Source organism: Nocardia sp. alder85J (assembly GCF_020176955.2).
Classification (GTDB): Bacteria; Actinomycetota; Actinomycetes; order Mycobacteriales; family Mycobacteriaceae; genus Nocardia.
The window spans coordinates 43,830-68,167 of record NZ_JAIUCZ020000014.1; the positions used below are offsets into that span (position 1 = coordinate 43,830).

Annotated in this window: 20 protein-coding genes; 12 read left to right on the plus strand and 8 right to left on the minus strand. The window is 70.4% G+C overall.

Features of this window, described 5'->3' with window-relative positions; genetic code table 11:
- Positions 1-8: 8 nt before the first annotated feature.
- A complete protein-coding gene (locus LBW94_RS38485; RefSeq protein WP_225057877.1) occupies positions 9-1,184 on the minus strand; it encodes an ROK family transcriptional regulator in 1,176 nt (391 codons plus the stop codon).
- Positions 1,185-1,357: 173 nt separating this feature from the next.
- On the opposite strand from LBW94_RS38485, the gene zwf reads away from it, so the two are divergent.
- The 7 genes from zwf to LBW94_RS38520 all read left to right on the plus strand — a co-directional run bounded on the left by zwf (position 1,358) and on the right by LBW94_RS38520 (position 9,738).
- Positions 1,358-2,836 carry a glucose-6-phosphate dehydrogenase gene (zwf, locus tag LBW94_RS38490; RefSeq protein WP_225057876.1) on the plus strand — a complete coding sequence of 493 codons (1,479 nt, stop codon included), beginning with the start codon at positions 1,358-1,360 and terminating at the stop codon, positions 2,834-2,836.
- A gap of 310 nt (positions 2,837-3,146) precedes the next feature.
- Positions 3,147-4,229, plus strand: a complete 1,083-nt coding sequence (gene mraY / locus LBW94_RS38495) for a phospho-N-acetylmuramoyl-pentapeptide-transferase (protein WP_225057875.1) — start codon at positions 3,147-3,149, stop codon at positions 4,227-4,229.
- A 24-nt stretch (positions 4,230-4,253) separates the two neighbouring features.
- Entirely contained in the window at positions 4,254-4,919 is a 666-nt protein-coding gene (locus LBW94_RS38500) for a GntR family transcriptional regulator (RefSeq protein WP_225057874.1), read from the plus strand.
- 56 nt (positions 4,920-4,975) lie between these two features.
- Positions 4,976-6,379, plus strand: coding sequence for an allophanate hydrolase (locus LBW94_RS38505; RefSeq protein WP_225057873.1), 1,404 nt, complete (start codon positions 4,976-4,978; stop codon positions 6,377-6,379).
- Positions 6,376-7,092: a cysteine hydrolase family protein gene (locus LBW94_RS38510; protein WP_225057872.1), complete on the plus strand. Its 717-nt coding sequence runs from the start codon at positions 6,376-6,378 to the stop codon at positions 7,090-7,092. The genes LBW94_RS38505 and LBW94_RS38510 overlap by 4 nt, the downstream gene beginning before the upstream one ends.
- Before the next feature lie 11 nt (positions 7,093-7,103).
- Positions 7,104-8,750: a regulator gene (locus LBW94_RS38515; RefSeq protein WP_225057871.1), complete on the plus strand. Its 1,647-nt coding sequence runs from the start codon at positions 7,104-7,106 to the stop codon at positions 8,748-8,750.
- Between the two features lie 133 nt (positions 8,751-8,883).
- Complete coding sequence (locus LBW94_RS38520) at positions 8,884-9,738, plus strand: alpha/beta fold hydrolase (protein WP_225057870.1); 855 nt, start codon at positions 8,884-8,886, stop codon at positions 9,736-9,738.
- 14 nt (positions 9,739-9,752) lie between these two features.
- Here the strand turns inward: LBW94_RS38520 and LBW94_RS38525 are convergent, their stop codons facing one another.
- From LBW94_RS38525 to LBW94_RS38540, 4 genes are all read right to left on the minus strand, one after another.
- Entirely contained in the window at positions 9,753-10,298 is a 546-nt protein-coding gene (locus LBW94_RS38525; RefSeq protein WP_225057869.1) for a TIGR03086 family metal-binding protein, read from the minus strand.
- Between the two features lie 90 nt (positions 10,299-10,388).
- Positions 10,389-10,991 (minus strand): L,D-transpeptidase, encoded by a 603-nt coding sequence (locus LBW94_RS38530; RefSeq protein WP_225057868.1) that lies wholly within the window; start codon positions 10,989-10,991, stop codon positions 10,389-10,391.
- A gap of 191 nt (positions 10,992-11,182) precedes the next feature.
- Positions 11,183-11,602: a protease inhibitor I42 family protein gene (locus LBW94_RS38535; protein WP_225057867.1), complete on the minus strand. Its 420-nt coding sequence runs from the start codon at positions 11,600-11,602 to the stop codon at positions 11,183-11,185.
- A 121-nt stretch (positions 11,603-11,723) separates the two neighbouring features.
- Complete coding sequence (locus tag LBW94_RS38540) at positions 11,724-12,533, minus strand: SAM-dependent methyltransferase (RefSeq protein WP_225057866.1); 810 nt, start codon at positions 12,531-12,533, stop codon at positions 11,724-11,726.
- Positions 12,534-12,647: 114 nt separating this feature from the next.
- On the opposite strand from LBW94_RS38540, the gene LBW94_RS38545 reads away from it, so the two are divergent.
- Both LBW94_RS38545 and LBW94_RS38550 read left to right on the plus strand, forming a co-directional pair.
- On the plus strand, positions 12,648-14,405 hold the full coding sequence (locus LBW94_RS38545; protein WP_225057865.1) for a putative bifunctional diguanylate cyclase/phosphodiesterase: 1,758 nt from the start codon (positions 12,648-12,650) through the stop codon (positions 14,403-14,405).
- Between the two features lie 61 nt (positions 14,406-14,466).
- Positions 14,467-15,498: an NADP-dependent oxidoreductase gene (locus tag LBW94_RS38550; protein ID WP_225057864.1), complete on the plus strand. Its 1,032-nt coding sequence runs from the start codon at positions 14,467-14,469 to the stop codon at positions 15,496-15,498.
- Between the two features lie 13 nt (positions 15,499-15,511).
- On the opposite strand, the gene LBW94_RS38555 is transcribed toward LBW94_RS38550, so the two are convergent.
- The 3 genes from LBW94_RS38555 to LBW94_RS38565 all read right to left on the minus strand — a co-directional run bounded on the left by LBW94_RS38555 (position 15,512) and on the right by LBW94_RS38565 (position 20,264).
- Positions 15,512-16,252: a thioesterase II family protein gene (locus LBW94_RS38555; RefSeq protein ID WP_225057863.1), complete on the minus strand. Its 741-nt coding sequence runs from the start codon at positions 16,250-16,252 to the stop codon at positions 15,512-15,514.
- Positions 16,249-18,222: a helix-turn-helix domain-containing protein gene (locus tag LBW94_RS38560; protein ID WP_225057862.1), complete on the minus strand. Its 1,974-nt coding sequence runs from the start codon at positions 18,220-18,222 to the stop codon at positions 16,249-16,251. Before LBW94_RS38560 ends, LBW94_RS38555 begins: the two co-directional genes overlap by 4 nt.
- A 596-nt stretch (positions 18,223-18,818) precedes the next feature.
- Positions 18,819-20,264, minus strand: a complete 1,446-nt coding sequence (locus LBW94_RS38565) for a DHA2 family efflux MFS transporter permease subunit (protein WP_225057861.1) — start codon at positions 20,262-20,264, stop codon at positions 18,819-18,821.
- Positions 20,265-20,546: 282 nt separating this feature from the next.
- Here LBW94_RS38565 and LBW94_RS38570 point away from each other — a divergent pair, with 282 nt between their 5' ends.
- The 3 genes from LBW94_RS38570 (at position 20,547) to LBW94_RS38580 (ending at position 24,333) form a co-directional block, all read left to right on the plus strand.
- Entirely contained in the window at positions 20,547-21,182 is a 636-nt protein-coding gene (locus tag LBW94_RS38570) for a TetR/AcrR family transcriptional regulator (RefSeq protein WP_225057860.1), read from the plus strand.
- 101 nt (positions 21,183-21,283) lie between these two features.
- Positions 21,284-22,165: a menaquinone biosynthetic enzyme MqnA/MqnD family protein gene (locus tag LBW94_RS38575; protein WP_225057859.1), complete on the plus strand. Its 882-nt coding sequence runs from the start codon at positions 21,284-21,286 to the stop codon at positions 22,163-22,165.
- A 23-nt stretch (positions 22,166-22,188) separates the two neighbouring features.
- Positions 22,189-24,333 carry an AMP-binding protein gene (locus LBW94_RS38580; RefSeq protein ID WP_225057858.1) on the plus strand — a complete coding sequence of 715 codons (2,145 nt, stop codon included), beginning with the start codon at positions 22,189-22,191 and terminating at the stop codon, positions 24,331-24,333.
- Positions 24,334-24,338: the final 5 nt, after the last annotated feature.

The following is a 24,338-nucleotide window of genomic DNA, read 5'->3' on the forward strand; positions in this document are numbered from 1 at the left end:
TTCGTGCCTCAGACCGGCACGCCGCCGAGCCGGGCGTTCACCGACGGCGCCGCCAGCACCTGATCGAGAATCATGGCGGCACAGGCCTGGACGCCGGTGGGGGCCTCGGCGCTGCCCGGCTCGATGCGCAGCGACCGGGTGGCCAGCGCCGAGGACTGCTGATAGATCCGCTCCCGCAACCCGGCGACCAGCGGTTCGGCGGTGTGCGAGAGATCGCCGCGCACCACGATCACCGCCGGATTGAGCAGATTCACCGCCGCCGCGACCACTTCGCCGATCCGGCGGCCCGCCTCGCGCACCAGCCGCAGCGCGTCGGAATCCCCGGCCCGCACCAGCTCGTTCAGCTCGTGCAGATTCGCCACCGATTTCCCTTGGTCGGCAAGCTCTTTCAGCACCGCCCAGCCCGCGGCGACGGTCTCCAGGCAGCCGCGGTCGCCGCAGCGGCACTGCCGCTGCTCGGCGCCGGCGACCTTGATGTGGCCGATCTCACCGGCCCCGCCCCAGGCGCCGCGCTGCAACCGGCCGCCGGCGATGATGCCCGCGCCGATGCCGGTGGAAGCCTTGAGCACCAGCAGATCCCGGACCTCCGGGTGCCGGGCCTGCTCGGCGAGGGCCAGCACGTTCACGTCGCTGTCGACCAGCACCGGCGCCCCGAACCGGTCGGCGAGGAATTCGGCCACCGCGATATCACCACGTCCCGGGCCGGTGCTCAGGCTCATGCTGTGCCCGGTGGCCACGTCCACCGCGGACGGCACACCCACGCCCACCCCGTACACCACCCGGTCGGCGGGCAGCTGCTCGCGCAGGGTGTCGAGCTGATCGGCGGCGGCGACCAGTACCTGTTCGGTGCGGCCGACGGTGGCGAATTCGGATTCGGCCAGCACCGCGCCCGCCAGATCGCACACCGCGACCTGCGATCGGCCCGCACCCAGCGAAACCGCGAACACCACACCGGATTCCGAATTGAACGCCAGCCGCGCCGGCGGCCGGCCGCCGGTGGAACCGCCCTCGGCGCGTTCGGTGACCAGCCCGTGGTCGAGCAGCTGCTCCACGCGCAGTGTGACGGCGGTACGCGAGAGCCCGGTGAGCCGGCGCAGATCGGCGCGGGTCACGACGGCACGCCCGCGGATCAGCTCCAGCACATCACCCACCGAGACCCCGGGCGTGACCATCGGCCGACCCATCGCGTTCCTTCCCGGTGCGACTCGCGCATCCTCACCGAACACTGTATCCGGCGTGTTCAGGACACCTTAGTCGGTAGTTAGGTCTTTACCGAACCAAAGTTGGCTTGCTAGAGAACAAAAGTCGGACTAGGGTTTGTGTGTTGAATCACACGTTTAATTCGAAGGAGTCCGCGATGTCGGCCTCATCTCGGATCGGCCCCTGCGACATCGTCGTGTTCGGCGGCACCGGTGATCTCGCGCTCCGCAAACTGATTCCCGCGCTGTACCTCCGTGATCGCGACGGCCTGCTGCCGCGTGACACCCGCATCATCGGGGTGTCGCGCGCCGGGCTGGAGGATGTGGGTTATCGGGTGAAGATCAGTGGCGAACTGGGCCATTCGCTACCGCCCGGCACCGCCGATCCCCGTGCCGTCGCATCCTTCGTGCGACGGCTGCACCACATCACCCTGGATGTCGGCGGCCGGTTCACCACCGAGGAACAGGCATGGCGGGACCTGGTGGTCGCGCTGGCCGACAGCGGCCGCACCCGGGTGTTCTATCTGGCCTGCGCGCCGGACCTTTTCGGCCCGATCTGCCGGAGCCTGCGCCGCTGGGGGCTGATCAATTCCGGCGCCCGGGTCGTGCTGGAGAAGCCGATCGGCCACGACCTCGCCTCCGCGCGCCGGATCAACGACGAGGTCGCCTCGGCCTTCGCCGAGGACCGGACCTTCCGCATCGACCACTATCTGGGCACCGAGACCGTCCAGAACCTGTTGACGCTGCGCTTCGCCAACGCCCTGTTCGAGCCGCTGTGGAATTCCGCCGCGATCGACCACGTGCAGATCACCGTCAGCGAATCCCTGGGCGTCGGTGGGCGGGTCGGCTACTACGACGACTCCGGCACCGCGCGCGACATGTTGCAGAACCATCTGCTGCAACTGCTGTGCCTGGTCGCGATGGAACCGCCGATCCGGCTGGACCCGGAGGCCGTGCGCGACCGCAAGCTGGAGGTGCTGCGCGCGCTCGCCCCGCTGACCGGCGCCGAGGTGGCGCGCGCGACCGTGCGCGGCCAGTACACCGCCGGCATCGTGGACGACCGCCCGGTCCCCGGCTACACGGACGAACTCGGCGGCAGGCCCAGCGACACCGAGACATTCGTGGCCTGCAAGGCCGAGATCAGGAACTGGCGCTGGGCCGGGGTGCCGTTCTACCTGCGGACGGGCAAACGCCTGGATCGGCACGCCGCCGAGATCGTAGTGCAGCTGCGCGGGGTGCCGCACTCGATCTTTCCCGGAGTGTCACCGGCCGCGCTGCCGCCGAACCGGCTGGTACTACGGTTGCAACCGGACGAGGGCGTCGAGTTGCAACTGGTCGGCAAGCAACCCGGCCCCGGTGACCTACGGCTGCAACCGGTCCCGATATCGCTCGGCGCCACGGGGCGTTCCGGGTTGCTGTCCCCCGGGCCCTACGCCCGGTTGCTGGGCGATGTGCTGCGTGGCGACCCGACCCTGTTCATGCGCCGCGACGAGGTCGAGGCCGCCTGGGCGTGGGTACAGCCGATCCTCACCGCCTGGTCCGAATCCGGCAGCGCCCCACTGCATTACGCCGCCGGCACACCCGGTCCCGCCGCCGCTGACGAACTCGTCGCGCGCGACGGGCGCGGCTGGGTGTGAGCGGGCGACCGAGATACCTTGCGGCATATCATTTCCGGCCTCCCGGTTGATGCGCGGACAGGTATCGCGGCAGGGCCGCCGACGGGTGCGGCGCCGCCCGGACAGTCGCGGCGACGGTGATCGCCACGCATTCGCCACGCCGGGCCATCCGGAAGCGGCGATGAAACCGGATGGCCGGGAGCGGGTTTCCCCTCATCGGCAACCCCTCAGGGGGATTCGCCCGTCGGAGCGCCGCCCGTTAAGCTGACCCGAGCGCGCGTGCGCGCGAGGTCGTCGCGGACGGCCGGTTCAGCTCGGTGGTAAAGAGGCGATGCGGCAGATCCTGTTCGCGGCGGCAATCGCGGTCGTGGTGTCGATGGCGGTGACCCGCGCACTCGTGGTCACGGGCACCCGGCGGCGCAACGCCGAACGGGTGCGGGTGCCCGTCGGCGGGCCGCCGGTGCACAGTGCCGCACGCGACACTCCGACCATGGGCGGCCTCGCGATCCTCGCCGGAATCTGGGCCGGCTATCTGGGCGCACACCTGGTCGTCGTCCGGTTGCACACCCCCGGACCGTCCGCGACCGGACTGCTGGTGCTGGGCCTGGCCACCGCGCTCGGCGCGGTCGGATTCCTCGACGACAGCATCAAGATCCGCAAGCGGCGCAACCTCGGTCTCACCGGTGCGGGCAAGGCCGCCTTGCAGATCGTCGCCGCTGTGGTGTTCGGGCTGCTGGCGCTGCGCTTCCCGGGCGCCGACGGGATGACCCCCGCCACCCGCCACATCTCCTACGCCCGCGACATTCCCACGGTGTCGGTCGGCCTGGTGGCGTTCCTGATCGGGGTGAGCTTCCTGGTGACGGCCTGGTCCGGCGCGGTCGCCGTGACCGACGGACTGGACGGATTGGCCACCGGCACATTGGTGTTCGCACTCGGGGCCTACGTCGTGATCACCTTCTGGCAGTACGACAAGGCCTGCTCGGCCATGCCGTGCCCCGGCTGCTACCACGTGCGCGACCCGCTGGATCTGGCGCTGATCAGCGCGGCAGCCGCGGCGGCGTGCGCCGGGTTCCTCTGGTGGAACGCGGCGCCGTCCCGGATCCTGCTGGGCGGCACCGGATCCCAGGCCATGGGCGGGCTGATCGCGGGACTGTCCATCACCACCCACACCGAACTGCTGATGGTCATCGTCGGTGCCGTGCTGGTCGCGGAGGCGCTGTCGGTGCTGTTGCAGGTGGTGGTCTTCCGGACCACGCGCAGCCGGCTGTTCAAGATGGCGCCGTTCCACCACCATTTCGAACTGAGCAAATGGGCGGAGTCGACGGTGGTCGTGCGGTTCTGGCTACTGGGCGGCATCGCCGCGGCCGCGGGCCCGGCCCTCTTCTTCGGGGAATACTTCTCACAGCGACGCTGATCATGCCGTTCGTACACTCGTCTCATGAGGTTCTCGATGGACGTGGCCGTGCTCCCACCGAGCCTGGTCGAGATGGCGACGCGGTACGTGCGGTCCGAGATACTCAGCGGCGAGTTCGAGCCCGGCGCGCGCATCGTCGAGGAGACGCTGTGCGCGCGGCTGGGGACCAGCCGCGCGCCGGTGCGGGAGGCGCTGCGGCTGCTGGCCCAGGAAGGCCTGATCGACCATCTGCCCCGGCGCGGATTCCGGGTCGCGGTCTGGTCGTCGACGGACATCCTGCAACTGTTCGAACTGCGGCGGGTGCTGGAGCGGCACGCGGTCGAGCGCGCCTTCCCGCTGCCGCCGGACGGCGATCCGCTGCACGCGGTGCGCGCCGCGCTCGAGGAGATGCGGGCCGCCGACGAACGCGGTGACGACCTGGAGCGGGACAACGCCCATCGGCGCTTCCACACCGCCATCGTGGCCCTGGCCGGCAACCGGCAACTCGACCTCGCCTACGAGCCGATCCTGCTGAAGCTCCAGCTGCCGATGGCCCGCAATATCCGCGAAGAGGCCCGGAAGACGTCCCATTACAACGGCATTCGACGCCATACGGAACTACTCACCGCCCTGGAGTCCAACGACCCGGCCGTCGCGTACCAGGCCCTGCAACAGCACGGCGAACTGGTCTATCTGGAACTCGAGATCTAACACGGCCGATACACGGCGGGCCTTCCGGATTCACACATTCTGTCGACAATCGACAGATGCAAACTTCCGGCCCCAGCGTGGCGGAGATTCTCGCCTCGCACGAAAGTGGCAGTGGCTCCCCGACGAAGACCGCCGCACGGGTCGCGGACGCGATCGCGGCCCGCGGCGGCGACGGCACCTGGATCACCCCGGTGCCCCGGGATCGGTTACTCGCGGCCGCCGCCGAGATCGAACGGCGGCCGGGCGCGCGCACGCTGCCCCTGTACGGCGTCCCGTTCGGCGTCAAGGACAGCATCGATGTGGCGGGCTGGCCCACCACGCTCGCGTGCCCCGACTTCGCCTACACCGCAACCGAAACCGCGCCGGCGGTGCAGCGGCTGCTGGACGCGGGCGCGCTGTTCGTCGGCAAGACCAATCTCGACCAGTTCGCCACCGGCCTCAACGGCACCCGCACGCCGTATCCCATCCCGCGCAGCGTCTTCGGCGGCAACATGATCTCCGGCGGCTCCAGTTCCGGTTCGGCGCTGGCGGTCGCGCTCGGTGAGGTGCCGTTCTGTGTGGCCACCGACACCGCCGGTTCCGGGCGGGTGCCTGCCGCACTCAACGGCATCGTCGGCTGGAAACCGTCGCGCGGGCTGATCAGCACGGTGGGGCTGGTACCGGCCTGCAAATCACTGGACTGCCTGACCCTGATGGCGACCCGGATCGACGATCTGGACCGGGTTTTCGACGTGATCGCCGCCGAGGACCCCGACGATCCGTGGAGCCGCCCCCGTGGCGCGTCGTTCGGCGGCGGCCCGATCCGGGTGGGCCTGCCGCCGGAATCGGAGCTGGAGTTCTTCGGCGACGAACCGGTGCGCGCGGCGCATCTGGCGTTCCGGGAACAGTTGGGCCGGTTGGGCTTCGACCGGGTGGAGATCGACTCGAAGCCGTTCTTCGACGCCGGTGAACTGCTCTACGCGGGACCGTGGGTCGCCGAGCGGCTGGTGGAGTTCGACACCTTCCTCAGCGAACATCCCGACTCGGTGCTGCCGGTGATCCGCGAGATCCTCAACACCGGTTACCGTTTCGACGCCATCGACGTGTTCCGCGCGCACCAGACGTTGCAGCGGCTGCGTTCGGTGGTGGCCCGGATGTGGTCCGGATTCGACGTGGTCGTGATGCCGACGATCGGCACCACCTTCACCGTCGAGCAGGTGCTCGCCGACCCCATCGCGACCAACACCGTCCTGGGTCACTACACCCATTTCGGAAACCTGCTGGACCTCACCGCGATCGCGGTGCCGGTGGGTACCACCTCCGACGGCCGCCCCGCGTCGGCGATGGTCTTCGGACCCGCGCTCGCCGACGATCTGGTGCTCTCGGTGGCCGCCCGGATTCTCGACGAGCCGCGCGCCGTCCACGACGACACGCCCACCGCAGCGCCCACCCTCCGGCTCGTACAGAAGGAAACACGATGACCGCAGCAGAACCACTTGCGACCGGGACCATCGCGGCCCGGCCCACCGAATTCGCCTTCGACCCCGGCACTCTCGCGCTGCTGGTGATCGACATGCAGCGCGACTTCCTGCTCCCCGGCGGCTTCGGCGAGAGTCTCGGCAACGACGTCGCACTGCTACAGGCGGTCGTCGAACCGCTCGCGGGCCTGATCGCCGCGGCGCGCGCCGCCGGGGTCCCGGTGATCCACACCCGGGAGGGCCACGAGCCCGACCTGTCCGACTGCCCGCCGGCGAAACTGCTGCGCGGCAACCCTTCCCAGCGCATCGGCGATCCGGGCCGGTTCGGCCGGATCCTGATCCGCGGCGAGTACGGCCACGACATCGTCGACGAGCTGGCGCCGATCGAGGGGGAGGTGGTGATCGACAAGCCCGGCAAGGGCGCGTTCTACGCCACCGAACTATCGGAGGTGCTGCAACGCGACGGGATCGAGACCCTGCTCGTCACCGGCGTCACCACCGAGGTGTGTGTGCACACGACCGTGCGCGAGGCGAACGACCGGGGCTATCGCTGCCTGGTCGTCTCCGATTGCGTCGGTTCGTATTTCCCCGAATTCCAGCGCGTCGGGCTGGACATGATCGCCGCCCAGGGCGGCATATTCGGCTGGGTCGCCGACTCGGCCGCGGTCGTCACCGCACTCATCCCCACCGCCGCCGGCAGCGCCTCGGCCCGATGACAGGAACTCCGATGTCCGTCGACACGAAAATCCCCGATACACCCAGTCCCGTTGCCCGCCTGTCACTTCCGTGGTGGACGCGCGGGGACACCAATGCCTTCTTCGGTCTCTCGTTCAACATCCTGGTCAATGTCCTGACCCTCACCACCCTGTCGATCGCGGTCGTCAAGATCCCCAGTCACGACGTGCTCGGCACCACGCTGCCCGCGCTGGGTGTGGCGCTGGTGCTCGGCAACCTGTACTACATGCTGCTGGCCCGCCGCCTCGCCCGCCGCGAGAACCGCGACACGGTCACCGCGCTGCCCTACGGGCCCAGCGTGCCGCACATGTTCATCGTGGTGTTCGTCGTCATGCTGCCGATCTTCCTGAAGACCGGCGATCCGATGAAGGCCTGGTCGGCGGGTCTGGCCTGGGCATTCATGATCGGCGTGATCGTCATGATCGGCGCGGTGGTGGGCCCGTTCATCCGCCGGGTCACCCCGCGCGCGGCGATGCTCGGCACGCTGGCGGGCATCTCGATCACCTTCATCGCCATGCGGCCCGCGGCGCAGATCTGGGATGCCGCCTGGATCGGCCTGCCGGTGCTGGCGATCCTGCTGATCGGCTTCTTCACCGATGTGAAGCTGCCCGGCAATCTGCCCATCGGCCTGGTGGCGCTGCTGGTCGGCACCGCGATCGGCTGGATCGGCGGTTACATGTCGGTGCCGGAGGTCACCAAGGCCGCGCACGACGTCGCGGTGGGATTGCCGACGCTGCAACTGCATCTGCTCTGGGACGGCCTGCGCAACCTGTCACCGCTGCTGGCGACCGCGATTCCGCTGGGCGTCTACAACTTCACCGAGGCGATGAGCAACGTGGAGAGCGCCTCGGCCGCGGGTGACAGCTACAACCTGCGCAGCGTGCTGCTGGCCGACGGTTGCGGCGCGATCATCGGCTCCGCCTTCGGTTCGCCGTTCCCGCCGGCGGTCTACATCGGCCACCCCGGCTGGAAGGACGCGGGCGGGCGCACCGGCTACTCGCTGGCCAGCGGCGTCGTGATCGGCGCGATGTGCCTGCTGGGCCTGTTCGGCCTGCTCGCCACCGTACTGCCGACCCCGGCGATCGTGCCGATCCTGCTCTACATCGGCCTGCTGATCGGCGCCCAGGCGTTCCAGACCGTGCCGAAGATCCACGCGGTCGCGGTGGTGGCGGCGCTGCTGCCCAATATCGCGGAATGGGCGACCGGGCAGATGGACAACGTGCTGTCCGCCGCGGGCACCACCGCGGACAAGGTCGGCATGGACGCGCTCGGCCAGGCCGGTGTGGTCTACAGCGGCCTGAAGACCCTCGGCAACGGCGGCGTGCTGGCGGGCCTGGTGCTCGGCGCGGTGGTGACCTTCGTGCTCGACAAGAAGTTCATCTCGGCGGCGATCGCCTCCGGCATCGGCGCGATCCTGGCCTTCGTCGGCCTCATCCACGCGACCGAGGTCGCCTGGGCGGCCGCCCCGAAGGTCTCGCTGGGCTATCTGTTCTTCGGGCTGATCTGCCTGGCCTACGCCTTCCTGCCCTCGGTCCGCACACCGGCGGCACCGGCGCCGGCGCCCATCGAGGAAACCCCCACCCCCGACGAGCCCACGGCCGCCGAGGAAACCCCGGAGCCCGCGGCCTCCACGGCCTAGCCGACACACGCGGTGGCGAACCAGGGGCGCGGCCCGCTACGGCGGACCGCGCCCCACTCGTGTGCGCCGGCGGATCGGCACGCCCACCGCCGGATCGGCACGGCCGGGGCACTCGCGATTACCGTGTGAGGGTATGAACAGGGTAGAAGAGACCGTGTCCGTCAACGGAATTCGGATTCACCACACCCGATCCGGCGACGGCCCCGCACTGGTGCTGCTGCACGGCTGGCCACAGACCTCGTACTGCTGGCGGCACCTGATCGAGCCGCTGTCGCGCACCCACACCGTGATCACCCCCGACCTGCGCGGCTACGGCCGCAGCGACAAGGCCCGCGAGGGCTACGACAAGCGCACCATGGCCGCCGACATGTCCGCGCTGCTGGGCGCTCTCGGCCTCGACACCGCCGCCGTGGTCGGGCACGATCGCGGCGCGCGCGTCGCGCACCGCTGGGCACTGGACCGTCCGGCGGAGGTGACCCGGCTGGCGGTGCTGGACATCGCCCCCACCCGCGCGGTCTGGCAGCGGATGGACACGCTGGTGGCGCGCGGCTATTGGCACTGGTTGTTCCATCTGCAACCGGATCTGCCGGAATTGCTGGCGGGCAAGGACATTGCCGCCTATCTCGGATTCTTCTTCGAGCGCTGGACCTTTCAGCGGGCCGGGCTGCCACCGGAGGCGATCGCCGAATACGTGCGCGCCTTCTCCGCCCCGGGCGCGCTGCGCGCCGGATTCGACGACTACCGCGCCTCGTTCCCGGCCGATGCCGAACTCGACGACGCCGATGCCGCGGCGGGCCGCCGCCTCACCGTGCCGGTGCTGGCCCTGTGGGGCGCCGAGGGCCTGCTGGGATCGCTTCCGACCCTGGACATCTGGCGCGAGTACGCCGACGATGTCCGCGGTCGCGCCCTGCCGGACTGCGGTCACTTCCTCGCCGAGGAGCAACCGGAGGTCCTGACCCGCGAACTACTCGACTTCCTGGAGAGCTGATCCCGCCCAACGCCTCAGGACTCCATGCGGCGGCCCAGTAGCGCCAGCAGCCGGTGCTGCGGGCCCGCGGTATCGGACACCGGCAGCGGAGGCGCGAACCTGCCGCTGGCCGTCATGGCCGGCTGGGCCCGCTCGATCGCGGGCAGCAGCGCGGCCACCAGGTCGGTGTCCAGTGCCTCGTCGGCGCCGACGGCGTGGGCCAGATCCCAGGTGTGGGTGGCGAGATCGGCGGTGAGGACGAGGAGCAGATCCGTGACCGTGCCCTCGCCGCCGAACGGCAACGGCACGGTCCGATCCAGCGCGCCGGGCACCACGAAGCCGGAACGCACCGCCGCGACCACGACCGGCCAGGTCCGATGCGGTTCGTCGTCGACCGCCTCGAACGGGCGGCCGTGCAGCAACCCCGCCATCCGGCGATGATTGCCCACCACGTGATCCACCAGCGCTCGCACATCCCATTCGGTGCACGGCGTGCGCAGATCCCACTCGCCCGCGCCGACCCGGTCGATCCGGGCGCCGAAATGGTCGGCCGCCCGCCGATGCATCTCGATCACGTCCATGCCGATCAACCTGACACGGCCGGTGTGCGCCCGCCAACCCCAGCGGACGTTACCGGCCGGTCGGCCGATCGGCACGGACACGTGCCGTGACTACGGCACCACCTCGATGATGTCGCCGGGATTCAGATAGTCGAAGAATGCCTGCGCGCCATCGGGTGTCATACGGATACAGCCGTGCGACTGTTCCTCGATCGGGCCGATGTGGGTGGCGATGTCCCCGTTGAAGAAGATCGCGTACCGCATCTCGGCATTGTGCATGGTGCTCCAGTGATATTCCTTCTTGAACGCCACCGGGAACACCCCCGGCGGCGTTTCGTAGCCCGGCCGCCCGTGGGAGATCGGCGTGGGCCCGAAGGTCACCCGGCCGTTGTCCATCAGCCAGGCCTCGTTGGTGGACAATCGCATACAGCCCCGGGCCGCCTCGGAGCAAGGGGCGGTGACCGGCGCCGGCGGCCCGGCGAACCAGGGCGGCGGCGGTGGCGGCGGCACCGGAGCGCCGGGCTGGTCCGGGTCCATCGGTGGCCCCGGCTCCGTCGCCGGACCAGGGATCAACGCCGGCACACCCGGGATGTCCGGGCCGCCGGGCCACAACGGATCGGCGCGGGCGACGGTGGCGCCGAGGAGCTCGGCCGCCATCGCCCCGGCGAAGACCGCCAGCCACGTGAGACGGGCCAGCGAACGCATGCTACTCATGGAATCCGACCTCTCTGTCCATGCCCGGACAGCCCGGCCGGTGCCCGGCCGAGTGTCGAGGACAAAACGCTGTGAGGGACTTCCGCAGCTGCTGCTGGTCAGATTCTCGAGTGGCGGCCGGGACACGTGGGACGAAACCGACAATTCAGGTGTCGATTCGTGATACGGACCCGGCCCGCGCCCACTGTCCGCTACTTGACCGTGACCGTCAGCGAGTAGTGCGGCCCGGTCGCCCCCGGCTCCCACGGCCGCGCCGACACCAGCGTCAACGTGGTGGTGCCGGGCGCCTCGGCCGCGAACGTCCACACCGTCTGATCCGGCCCGCCGGGGACGAAACCACCGGCCGGGTTGGCGCGCGACTGCGGATCACCGTCGAGGCGCAGCACGTTCTGGTCGAGATCGCCCAGCTGCCAACGGTATCCGGTCGACGGGTTGTCCGGGAGCGCGATCGCCAGCTCCTGGCCGACGGTCAGGTTCACCGCGTGCCCGTCGTCGTCGGAGCCCAGCACCACCGGCTCCGAGATCGGGGCGGCATGGATCACCGGCGCCGCGCCGGCGACCGCCACCGCGCCGCCGCCCCCGGCGGCCACCGCCAGACCGAACACAACCATCAGCAAAGGTGTACGCACCACAGTCCTTCCAATTGCTCGAGACAGCGTGCACACCTTACAGTCGCACCCCGCCCCGGCGTCCACCCGATGCGCGAAAACCCTTCGGCGGCACCGGCGATCGTCACCGTTTGCGAGCCAGACCGCCGAACGCGCCGGAATCGCGCGGGTGCGCGCCCACCTCCTCGGCATGATCCGGCCGCCACAGCGGCAGATGGACCAGCCCGGGTTCCAGCAGCGTCCAGTTGTGGAAGTAGCCGCCGATCTCCTCCTTGGACCGCGGCACGATCTCGGTGGCGGTGCGCCCGGACAACCGCTGCGCCGCGAGCACCTCCTCGGGCTGGCCGTCGGCGGTGGCGTGGCTGATGGCCAGATAGCTGCCCGGCACCACCGCCTCCTGCAACCGGGCCACCGCGCCCGCCGGATCGGCGGCGTCGGGCAGGAAGTGCAGCACACCCATCAGCAGCACCGCGATCGGCCGCTCGAAGTCCAGCAGACCGGTGACCAGTGGATCGTGCAGCAGCGCATCGGGATCGGCGATATCGGCGTGCACCACCGCCACGCGCGGGTTGCCGTCCAGCAGGGCCCGGCTGTGCTCGACCGCCACCGGATCGACGTCGACATAGACGACGTTCACCTCCGGATTGCGCTCCTGCGCGACCTCGTGCACATTACCGACGGTCGGAATTCCGGAGCCGAGATCCAGGAACTGGATGACGTTGGCGTCCTCGACCAGATACCGCACGATCCGGCGTAGCAACTCCCGGTTGGCGCGCATGGTGTGGGCGACATTCGGTGTGAGCGCCTCGATCTGGCGGGCGAGCTCACGATCTATGTCGAAGTTGTGTGTACCTCCGACGAAATAATCGTAGACTCGGGAAGCGCTGGGACGGTCCAGGTCGATGCCTTCCGGTGCCCAACTGGGTCTGGTCATTCCAACCTCTCTGACAACCTGCCCGGCCGGAAGCCGAAGCAGGGCAATCGTATTCGAGGAACACTTACCATCCTGCGGTTAGCACACGCGTAACGATCCGGCTACGATCGGCAGATGGCGTGGGACGGCGGTTCGGTCGGCACGGAGGCCGGCGACACGGCCGAGCTCGCTCGGGGCTGGGCAGCGGCGCTGGCCAGCGGTGCCCGGGAACAGTCCGTCGCGCCGGGTGCGGCCGCGGTGATCCAGCTGCTCACGCGCTTGGCGGACGGCCTGGATACCGCCGCGCGCCAAGGCGATACGCAGGCCGCGGTGGCGCTCGGCGCCGAGCTGGCCCGCGCCCGGTTCATCGACGACGAGGTGCTCGGCCGGAGCGTCGCGACCCTGTCCGCTCACTTCGCCGCCCACGGCGTGGACGCCGCCGCCGTGCTGGGCGCCTTCGGTACCGGCTATCTGCGAGCGTTCCGGGCCTGGCTGCTCGCCGAGCAGGAGGGGATGCGGGCCGCCGAGATCGCGGCCCGCCGCGCCGCCGAGCAACGGCTGCGTGACAGTGAGGCGCGGTTGCGCTTCCACGCCCATCACGATCCGCTGACCGGACTGGCCAACCGGTCCCGCTTCTTCGACGGACTCACCGTCGCCTTCGCCGATTCCGGTGCGCTGGTGGGCCTGTGCCACATCGATCTCGACGGGCTCGAATCGGTCAACGAGACCCTCGGCCACGTGCTCGGCGACGAACTGCTCATCCAGGTGGCGGCCCGGGTCGCCGCGCTGGCCGGTGGCGAGCGGCTGGCCGCGCGCACCGGGGGCGACGAGTTCGCGATCCTGGTGCCGGACGCGTCCGGCAACGCGGAACTGGCCGGCCTCGCCGATGCCGTGCTGCGGGCGCTGGCCGACCCATTCGAGGTGCACGGGCAACGGCTGACCATGACCGCGGGCATCGGCGTGGCCGCCGAACGCGCCGAGCTCACCCATCCCGACGAGTTGTTGCAGGCCGCGGACACCGCGCTGTACTGGGCCAAGGCCGACGGCCGCGGCCGCTGGGCGATGTTCGACCCGGAGCGGCAGCAGCGCGAGCAGACCCGGCTCGATCTGGTGTCGGAACTGCCGGGCGCGGTGGCCCGCGGCGAGTTCTTCCTCGAATACCAGCCGATCGTCACCCTCGCCGACCACCGGCCCGGCGCGGTGGAGGCGCTGGTGCGCTGGCGGCATCCGGAGGAGGGTGTGCTGGCGCCGGGCCGCTTCATCGACCTGGCCGAGGATTCCGGGCACATCGGCGCACTGGGCTCGGAGGTGCTGACGATGGCCTGCCGGCAGGCCCGGCAATGGCACGACCGGCTCGGGGCGGCCGCGCCGGTGGTGAGCGTGAACGTGTCCGCCGCCGAGGTCGACGACGGCGACTGGCTGCCGCGGGTGCAGGACACCATCGCCGACACCGGCATCCCGACCTGGCAACTGCAACTGGAGCTGACCGAGCGGACGTTCATGCACACCACCGGCCGGCCGTTGCAGGCCCTGCGCATCCTCGCCGACAGCGGTGTCCGGATCGCGATCGACGATTTCGGCACCGGATATTCGAATCTGGCCTATCTCGGCCGGTTGCCGCTGCACGTGGTGAAGCTGGCGGGGCCGTTCATCCAGCGCATCCGCACCCCGGGCAGCGCCGGACGCAACGATCTGCTCGTGCTGGAATCCATCATCGGCCTCAGCCATGCGCTGGGCCTCACGGTCACCGCCGAATGCGTGGAGACCCGGTACCAGGCCGATCGGCTGCTCGAACTCGGCTGCGACAGCGCGCAGGGCTGGCTGTTCCACCGCCCGCTGGCGGTGGAACGGGCCACCGAACAGCTGACCGCCGCGGCGTCGGTGGCAGACTGAGTCGGTGCACGCCACAGCAGGCCGGTAGTTCGTGTCGACGACCGAAAGGCTGGTAGCACCGATGCAGAGCACCCGGATCGTCCTGGCCGCCCGTCCCGACGGCATGCCACAGCCGAGCGACTTCCGTACCGAGACCGTCACCCTGGATCCGCCCCGGCCCGGCTGGACGCTGCTGGAGACCCGCTACCTCTCGCTGGACCCGTACATGCGCGGGCGGATGAGCGATGCTCCCTCGTACGCCCCGCCGGTGCAGATCGGCCGGACCATGGTCGGCGCGACGGTGTCCCGGGTGGTGGCGAGCGTGCCCGGCGACGACGGGACCGAGGCCCTGAAACCCGGCGACATCGTACTGGGTTACGGTGGCTGGCAGACACATTCGGTGGAACGCACCGATCTGCTGCGGCTGCTGGATCCGGCCGCGGCGCCGGTGACCACCGCCCTCGGGGTGCTCGGCATGCCCGGCTTCACCGCCTACGCCGGGCTGTCGGTCATCGGGCGGCCGCAGCCGGGTGAGACCGTGGTGGTCGCGGCGGCCACCGGTCCGGTGGGTTCCGCGGTCGGGCAGATCGCGCGGATCAAGGGTGCCCGCGCGGTGGGCATCGCGGGCGGCCCGGCCAAGGTGGCGCTGCTGCGCGACTATTTCGGTTTCGACGCCGCCGTCGATCATCGGGCCCCGGATTTCGCCGAGCAACTGGCCGCCGCCACCGGTGACGGCATCGACGTGTACTTCGAGAACGTCGGCGGCGCGGTCTTCGACGCCGTGCTGCCGCGGCTGAACTCGTTCGCACGAATCCCGTTGTGCGGCTTGATCGCCGACTACAACGCCACCGGCCTGCCCGCCGGGCCGGATCGGCTGGGCCTGCTGATGTCCACGGTGCTGCGTAAGAGTCTGACCGTCCGGGGCTTCATCCAGTCCGAATTCGCCGCCGACCAGTATCCGGCCTTCCTCGACGACACCACCCGCTGGCTGCGCGACTCCCGGCTGGAGTATCTGGAGGACATCGTCGAGGGGCTGGACCAGGCGATCGAGGCATTCCGGGGACTGCTGGTCGGGAAGAATCTCGGCAAGCTGATCGTGCAGGTGGCGGACTAGCCTCCCGGCCGGGTCAGGTCTCGCCCAGCACCTCGTCCACCAGCGTCGCCACCGTCGCCGCGTGCTCGGTCAGATAGAAGTGCCCGCCCGGGAGCACCCGGATCCGGAATCCGGCGGCGGTGTGCCCGGCCCACTCCCGCACCTCGCCGACCGGTACCCGAGGGTCGCGGTCCCCGGTGACCGCGACGATCGGGCAACTCACCCGGACACCGGGTTCGCAGCGGTAGGTCTCCACCGCCGTGTAGTCGCTGCGCACCACCGACAGGTACATCCGGGCCATCTCCTGGTCGTCGAAGATCCGCCCGTCGGTGCCGCCCAGCAACCGCATCTCCGAGATCAGGCCGGCATCCGGGCGCCGGTGCACCGCCTCGGCCCGGTACCGCGCGGGCGCGCGCCGCGCCGACACGAAAAGTGCTGCGACCGAGAGCCCTTCCTGCTCCAATCGGCGGACGACCTCGAAGGCCTGAACCGCTCCCATGCTGTGGCCGAACAACGCCGTCGGCCGGTCCAGTGCCTTGCGGATGCTCGGCAGCACACCGTCGGCGAGTTCGGCGATCGACTCCAGCCGCGGTTCGGCGTACCGCTCCTGCCGGCCAGGATTCTGCACCCCGACGACCTCCACCCGCGACGCCAGCGACCGGGACAGCGGGAGGTAGGCCGTCGCCGAGCCACCGGCGTGCGGGAAACAGACCAGCCGGGCGGGCGCCGAGCCGTCGCCCGGCGGCAACCGCCGCAGCCACGGCCCGGTGATCACACCGCCTCCGTCTGCGGGGTATCGGTCTCGTCGGTGAGCGCCGCGGCCAGCCCGGCCCGGCGGGTCACCCCGAGCTTGCGGTAGACGCGGGTGAGGTGCTGTTCCACGGTGCTGGTCGTGATGTGCAGTTCGCGGGCGATCTCCCGATTGCGGCAGCCGTCGGCGGCCAGCCGGGCCACCTTCAGCTCGGACGGGCTCAGCGATTCCACCGCCCCGCGCGGATTCTCCTGGACCGGCACCGGGTGCAGGTTCGCCGCCCGCGGCCCGGCCAGCCGGCGGCGCAGTGGCTCCGCGCCGCACTGCTCGGCCAGCCGCAGCGCCCGCCGCGCGGCGGTCCGGGCCCGGTCACGCTCGCCGACCACGTGATAGGCGTCGGCCAGATCGGCCAGGGCCGTGGCGGTGTCGAGCAGTTGCGCACCGGATGCCGCGATGTGCACCGACTTTCGCAACAGCCCGACCCGCTGCGGCGGCGCACTGGTCGCGGCGATCAGTCGCAGCGACACACTGCCACTGGAATGCTTTGCGGCACTGCGAATCATGGCCAGATGCTCGGCAGCCCAGCGACGAGCCCCCGGCAGGTCGCCGGCCGCCAGCTGCACCTCGGCGAGGTCGTTGCGCCACGCGACCAGCCCCGGAATGTCCATGTGCCAGTTGCGCATCCGCTCCCCACAGGTGAGGAAATCGGCGCGGGCGCCGTCCAGTTCACCGACGGCGAGCCGGTACCGGCCCCGGGCGTGCAGATAGTGCAGGCCGACCCGTGCCATCGAGACCGTCTCCGGCACTTCGGTTTCCAGATACGAAGCGGCCTCCCGCAGCCGCCCCGCGGCGGTCGCCGCCTCGACCAGGCAGGCCACCGCCAGGCCACCGTAGGTGCCCAGGCCGTCGCCGCGCACCCGGCTCAGCGCCGTGACCGCGTGCCCGATCGCGTCGTCCACCGCGCCGGCCCGCAGATACATCGCCGACCGCCAGATCCCGAAGATCGCCTGCCAGGCCGGCGCCTGCCGCGCATTGGCCTCGAGCATCAGCGAATCACACCAGGACGCCGCCGATTCCAGCCGGTCGCTGTAGACCAGGGCATCCAACGCGGTCAGCAGTGAGCACACCGTCCGGTCGTCGAGGCGATGCGCCCGCAGCAGGCGCTGCGCCCGCGCGATGCTGTGATCGCAGGCGCCGTGCGTGAAGATGTCGGACAGCAGCGTCACCGCGACGCCGTCGGATTCGTACCAGCCGCACCGGCGCAGCGTCCGGTCCTGATCCGGACCGCCACCGCGAAGGTCCGGCTCGGCCGCGGCCGCGGTCGCCAGCCCCGGATACAGGCAGCGCAGCCACTGCTGGAACATGGCCCGGTTGGCGACCGCCAGCGGTTCGCCGGTGGTCGCGGCGTCGTCCAGCAGGCGCACCGCGCGGGTGGCGTCCTCGGTGCGGCCGGAGTAGAGCAGGTAGCGCGCGGCCATGGCCAGGCCGGACGCGGGCATCGCGCCGCTGTGCACCATGTTCACCAGCCGCGCGAAGCTGCGCGTCGAGGTCGACGGGCTCAGCCGCCAGCGAATCACCGCCAGGTGCACCAGCATCGAGCCGCGGTCGGCGTCGTTGTCGGCGGCCCGGCACGCCAGTTCGAGATATTCGATGGCACTGGGCACATCGTCGTCGGCGATGGCGTGCCGGGCCGCGTTGCGCAGCACCGACACCGCCCACGGCACCCGGACCTCCGCGCCGCCGATCAGGTGATCGGCCACCTGGGTGGCCGGCGCCGAACACTCGTACAACACCTCCGCTATCCGCTGGTGCAGTCGCCGCCGCAGGGTGATCGGCGTCTCGCGCAGCACCGCGTCCCGGACATCCCGATGCCGGAACTGGCTGTACGCCACGAGTTTCGCCGCGGTGAGCTCACCGATCGCCGCGCGCACCGCGGCCCGGTCCGCGTCCAGTATCTCGGCCAGGATCCACAACGACGTCGGTGCGTCGATCACGGCCAGTAGTTGCGCCACCCGCAGCCGGGCGGCCCCGCCGCCGCGTAAATACGACAGGGCCGATGTTTGCGACCAGGCGCGTTGTGGAACACCGTTCGTACCGCCCGTACCCGACGGTCTCCGACGAGATTCCGTTATTTGTCCAACAGGTTCCATGGGCATAACCCCCGCCCCACACAGCCGACCGGCCGCTGCTGCGACCGGCATCGGATACCGAAGGGCGACTTCGTCGTCCGCCGTTGCAGATACTAATCGCACGGTGGACCGGATGTGTTTACGAAAGCGACCGACCGGGACCGGTAATCCCAGGTCGGCCGGGCCCTCATTGATCCGACGAATTTCCGCGCTGACATATCAACGATCGGTTCAACCGCCACGCCGGGTCCGCGCAGGTCCGGAATTTTTCCGATCGCCGTCAGCGGGAATTGGTTGCACCCGAGACGACATCCGGGCGTATCGGGTGCACCGATACGCCACGGGGTGAAATGTCTGAAATTTTACGACGTCACATGTACGTCACAAAGGCCTTCCGGTCTCGAAATCTTCTGGCCGGTACCGACACGGGCTCGGCGACGAGCCCGTGTCTATGAAATAGGTCACACAACGCCTTCGGTCAGCGCGGACTCCGCTCCCGCACCGGCGGCCGGCTCGGCTTCCACCAGCGGCGGGCCGGTCATCGGCAGTGCCGCGACCACCACCGGCACCATGGCCGCCGCGGCGAACCAGAACACCGCGTGCAGACCGTCGAGCCAGCCCGTGGTCACCGAGACGGTGATCGCGGCGAAGGCGGCGATACCCAGACCGCCACCCATCTGCCGGGCCGTCATGCTCATGCCGTATCCGGAGGCAAAGTTGGCCTGCGGCAACGAGGTTGCCGCCGCCGAGGACACCGCCGTCATGAGCAGGCCGATCGCCAGACCGGACAGCAGACCGACCGGCAGCCAGACCGCCAGGAAGGCCGGGTGCGCGTCCAGCAGGGTGGCGAACAGGATCCCGGAGATGCCGAACAGGATGGCGCCCAACACAGTTGCGATCCGCTGGATGTCCGGGTTCTTGGACCGGCCCACGACGCCCGCGCCGATGGCCGCGGTGAAGGCGCCGGGCGAATTCGCCAGGCCCGCTTCCCATACCGAGTACTTCCACACCACGATCGTCCACAACGGACAGGCCAGCAGCCAGGCGTACATGGCGATGCCGAACAGGAACGAGACGCCGCTGGCCGCGGCGAACTTCCGGTCGGCCCAGAGCTTCACCTCGAACACCGGCACCGGATGCCGCAGCGAGCGGAGGATGCCGAGGACCAGCAACACCACACCGCCGAGGGTGGTGACGAGGAACGCCGCGCTGGTCCAGCCCCAGTCGCCGCCCTGGGTCAGCCCCACGACGACGGCGCCGACGCCCACGCCGACCAGGACCGCGCCGACCGGATCGGGCCGCACCCGCAGCTGCGGCCGGATCTCGGGCAGCCAGGCCAGGCCCGCCACGAAGGCCAGCAGGCCCACCGGCACGTTGATGAGGAACACCGCACGCCAGTCCCAGGCCCAGACCAGGACACCGCCGAGCGCGGGCCCGAAGGCGGCGGCCGCGGAGGAGGCCGCCGCCCAGGCCGCCACCGCGGCCACCCTGCGCTCGACGGGGTACGAGCCGAGCACCAGGCCCAGTGCGGCGGGGATCATGCCGCCGGCGGCGACGCCCTGCAGGGCTCGCGCGCCGATCAGGAATTCGACGTTCGGGGCGATGGTGCACAATGCGGAGGCCACCGTGAAGCCCAGCAGCGACCACACGAACACCGCCTTGCGCCCGAACACGTCGGCGTATCGGCCGACCGGGGTCAGCACCGCCGCGAAGAACACGGCGTATCCGGACACCACCCACGACAGGGTGGACAGTTTGGTGCCCGGGAAACTCTGATACATGTCCGTGAAAGCCACGTTTACCACGGACATGTCGAGGAAGGCCACGAAGGTGGCCACAGAGGTGATGAGCAGTACCCGGCGCGGTTCGACCGCGGCGGGGACCTCGTTCGCAACGCTGTCAGTCATCGTCCACCTGCCGAATAGTCGTCGAAGAACGCATCACAGACCCTTGCTGTCATTGAACCGAACGTTCATGCTCTTTCATTAACGCACGAACGTTCGCTCGGGTCAAGGCGACGGCGAGCGGGCGGCGAGCACATATCGCGGGCCGCACCCGCATCGACCACCGGAATCTCGCGACAACGGGATCGACGTCCGGGACCAGGGGCTATACCTGGCCGAACGATCGTTCAGCTAATATGGACAGGGCCGTACACACTGGGGCGGCGACTAAGGAGAACTAGGCGGATGACCGAGACACGGCCCATGCGTGGGCAGGATACCCGCCGCGCCATTCTGCGCGAAGCGGTTCAGGTCGGCACGGCGGAAGGTCTGGACCGGCTCACCATAGGCCGGCTGGCCACCGCCCTCGGCGCCAGCAAGAGTGGGGTCTTCGGCCTGTTCGGCTCCAAGGAGGAGCTGCAACTGGCCGCGATCGAGGAGGCCAAGGCCAGTTTCATCACCGAGGTGATCGGACCGGCGCTGCGGCAGCCCTCGGGCATCGGGCGGTTGCAGACCCTGTGCGAGGCCTGGCTCGAACACACCAGTAAGGACACCGCCGCCGGCGGGGCCTGCTTCTTCCTCTCCGTCGGCGCCGAGTACGGGTCCCGGCCCGGGCGGGTGCGCGACGCCATCGTCTCCGTCTGGCGGCAGTGGCACGACTTCCATCGCCAAACCATCGTCGAGGCACAGCAACTCGGCGAGATCCGCGCCGACACCGACCCGGTCCAGCTGGCCTTCGAGCTGTCCGCCTTCGAACGCAGCGCCGCCTCCGACCGGACCCTGTTCGAGGATACCGAGGTTTTCGAGCGGGCGCGCGCCGCGATGCGGCGGGTGCTGCGCGAGAACGCCGTTCAGCCCGACCGAATTCCCTTGACGGCCTAGCGATTCCGCCGGGCCGCCGGCATCCGTGCGGCGGCCCGGCACCCCAGGTTAGGGGACGCGTAGGGGTTACGCGGCCGGGCCGGGTCGGCGACAGTTGGCCTATGCGTTCAGTTTCCGGTCCCGACGTCCAGGCCGGACGCCTCACTCCCCTGCGCCGGCGCCCCCGGGTCGGCCACATAGAGTTCCTCAACTGGCTGCCGATCCTGTGGGGCCTGGCCCGCTCGGGCAGCCTGATCGAACTCGACCTCGTCCGGGGCAGCCCGGAACGGCTCAATGCCGAACTGGCCTCCGGCGTGCTGGACATGGGGCCGATCAGCCTCGTCGAATTCCTTTCGCACGCCGACGATCTGGTGATGCTTCCGGATCTGGCGATCGGCTGCGACGGGCCGGTGATGTCGTGCCTGATCGTCAGCCGGGTACCGCTGGAGCGGCTCGACGGGGTTCCGGTGGCGCTGAGCTCCACCAGCCGCACCTCGGTCCGGCTGGCCGAACTGCTGCTGGCCGAGCGCATCGGCGTGCGGCCCCGATTCTTCTCCAGCCCACCGAATCTCGACGTGATGTTCGCGCAGGCGCCCGCGGCGGTGCTGATCGGCGACGTCGCATTGCGCACCGCGCTGTACTACGCGCCCATGCGCGGGCTGGTGGTGCACGACCTGGGCCGGATGTGGCGGGAATGGACGGGGCTGCCGTTCGTGTTCGCCGTGGTCGCCGCGCGCCGCGAATTCCTCGACCGCGAACCGGAGACGGTGCGCCGGGTGCACTCCGCCTGGCTCGACGCCCGCGACCGGGCCATCACCGAGATGGACGAACTGTGCGAGCGGACCGCGCGCTGGGAACAGTTCGACGCCGACACCCTGCACCGGTACTACACCGACGCACTGGACTTCCGGCTCGGCCCACGCCAGCAGCAGGGCATCGCGGAATTCGCCGCGCGCACCGGATTCGGTGTGGATGTTCCTGCGACACTGCTGGACTCGGCCTAGCCGGGCACTGGAGGTAGCTCATCGTGATCGTGCCGACGACGACAGAACTGAGCCCGGCCGCGCGCATCGATACGCTGGCACGGGAGACCGGCCGCCGGGTCGCGGTGGTCTACGAGGGTAGTACCTACGGGTACGCCGCCCTCGCCGAGCAGGCGCGGCGGCTGGCCGCGGCCCTTGCCCGCGGCGGCGCCGGCGACGGTGACCGCGTGGTGTATCTGGGCGGCAACAGCGTCACCTTCCTGACCACCTTCCTCGCGGCCGCGCGGCTGGGCGCGGTGTTCGTGCCGGTCAACTCGCGGCTGACCGCGCCGGAGGTGGCGATCGTGCTGGCGGACTGCGCACCCCACACCATCGTGGCCGAACCGGAGTACCGCCCGATCGCCGAGGCCGCCGCGCCCGGCCCGGCCCGATTGCTCTCGGTCCCCGGCGATCCGGCCCTGGCCGTGGGCGAGGCGCCGCCGCCGTGGGAGTCGCTACCCGCCGAGACGCCCGCGGCGCCGGCGGCGGTGCACTGCGAGCCCGGCCGAATCGCCATGCTGGCCTACACATCCGGCACCACCGGCCGGCCCAAGGGCGTCGAGCTGACGCACGGCAACCTGTGGTGGAACGGCATCAATCAGGACATGGTCGCCACCGCGGCGGCGCTGGACGTCACCCTGGTGGTGGCGCCGCTGTTCCACACCGCGCCCTTCGGCTGCTTCATGCTGCGCACGCTGATGCGCGGCGGCACCGTCGTGCTGCGCCGCGGCTTCGAGGCCGCGAACATGCTCGCCGACCTCGAGACATATGGTGTGACGACAGTTTTCGCGGTACCCGCGATGTTCGCCGCGGTCGCCGCGCGCGACGATTTCGCGGCCGCCGACCTGTCGGCGCTGCGTACCGCCGTCACCGCCGGGGCGCCCGCGCCCGCCCCGCTCATCGAGCGCTACCGCGAGCGGGGCATCGCGCTGCAACAGGCGTACGGCCTGACCGAGACGCTGTTCGTCGCCTACCTGCCCGCCGATCGGATCGCCGCACATCCGGGCTCGGTGGGACTCGCGCTGCCCTACACCGACATCCGGATCATCGACCCGTCCGATCCGGAGTTGCCCGGGGCCGCGGCGCTGCCGCCGGGAGAACGCGGCGAGGTGGTCCTGCGCGCGCCCACGGTGGCCCGGGGCTACCGCAACAAGCCCGAGGCCACCGCGGAGGTGTTCGCCGACGGCTGGTTCCGCACCGGCGACATCGGCTACCTCGACCCCGACGGTTATCTGTACCTGGTCGACCGGCGCAAGGACATGATCATCGTCGGTGGCGACAACGTCTACTCCGCCGAGGTCGAACAGGTGCTCGGACGCCACCCGGACGTCGAGGACGTCGCGGTGGTGGGCCTGCCCGACGAGCACGAGGGTGAGAGCGTGGTCGCGATCGTCACCGGCCACACCGCCACCGGCCTGGCCGAACTGCGCCGGTTCGCCGAGCAGGAACTGGCGCGCTACAAGCTGCCGACCCGGGTGGTCCACGCCGAGCGCATCCCGCGCAACGCGATGGGCAAGATCGACAAACCGGCCATCCGCGCGGCCCTCGCCGCCGGGGACGAGAACATCTTCAGCGCGGCCGCCGCGGCACCGGCCGAAACGCCCGCCACGGCTCCCGTGGTCACCCCCGCGCCCGCGCCGGATCCGGTGCCCGCCTGGTTGTTCTCGCTGCCGTCGCTGCCGCCGGACGAGCAGCACCGCCTGGTCTTCGACGTGGTGGTCGCCGGCATCGCCCGCACCATCCGCGGCGCCCGGCCGGTGGTCGGGCCCGAGGACCGGTTGCAGGACATCGGATTGGGCTCGCTGGCCGCGGTCGAACTCGCCCGCCGCCTCGGCGACACCTTCCGGCTGCGGCTGCCCAGCACCACCCTGTTCGATCACGACACCGTCGACGCGCTGGTCCGCCACCTGTGCGCCCAGGTCGCCGCGGGCAACGCCCGGCCGGAGGTGCTGGACCGGCTGACCGACTTCGAACGCGCGGTCCGGGACGCGCCGGCCGATCCGGCCGTGCGCGCGGAATTGCGTACCCGGTTGCGCGGCGCGCTCAATCGCCTCGCCGTCGACGACCGCCCCCTCGCGCCGGTACCCGCCGGCGCCGCCACCGACCGAGATCTGTTCGCCCTGCTCGACGCCGAGCTCGGCCCGGCCTGAGCCGC